Annotated in this window: 1 protein-coding gene; it reads right to left on the bottom strand. The window is 58.4% G+C overall.

The genetic code is table 11. The annotated features are described in order from the left end of the window. Positions 1–201, bottom strand: a 201-nt coding sequence (locus tag ACP7FG_RS13200; RefSeq protein ID WP_439226663.1) for a hypothetical protein, incomplete at its 3' end; no start/stop codon positions are given. Between the last annotated feature and the right edge of the window lie 37 nt (positions 202–238).

Genomic DNA, 238 nt, shown 5'->3' with positions numbered 1-238 from the left:
GGTCAGATTGGAGAAATAGCTCACCACGATGCTGAACAGCACGAACCAGGGCAGGATGCGCAGCAAATGCGGCAGTCGGTCGGTGAGGAGGCTGCCCTCGAACCGCAGATAAAAGCTCGCCAGCAACGCAAACGTCGTCGCGAGCGCGTCGTGCACCAGGATCAGGAAATTACGCAGGGTGAATTGTGAAAGACGCGTCATCTAACGCACGGGTTACCGGCAGCTGGGAGTTCGCGAC

It is taken from the genome of Idiomarina sp. ST10R2A5, assembly GCF_051842325.1.
Taxonomy (GTDB): domain Bacteria; phylum Pseudomonadota; class Gammaproteobacteria; order Enterobacterales; family Alteromonadaceae; genus Idiomarina; species Idiomarina abyssalis.
The sequence above is the reverse complement of the archived record's forward strand: the minus strand, read 5'-3'. Positions and strand labels throughout refer to the sequence as shown.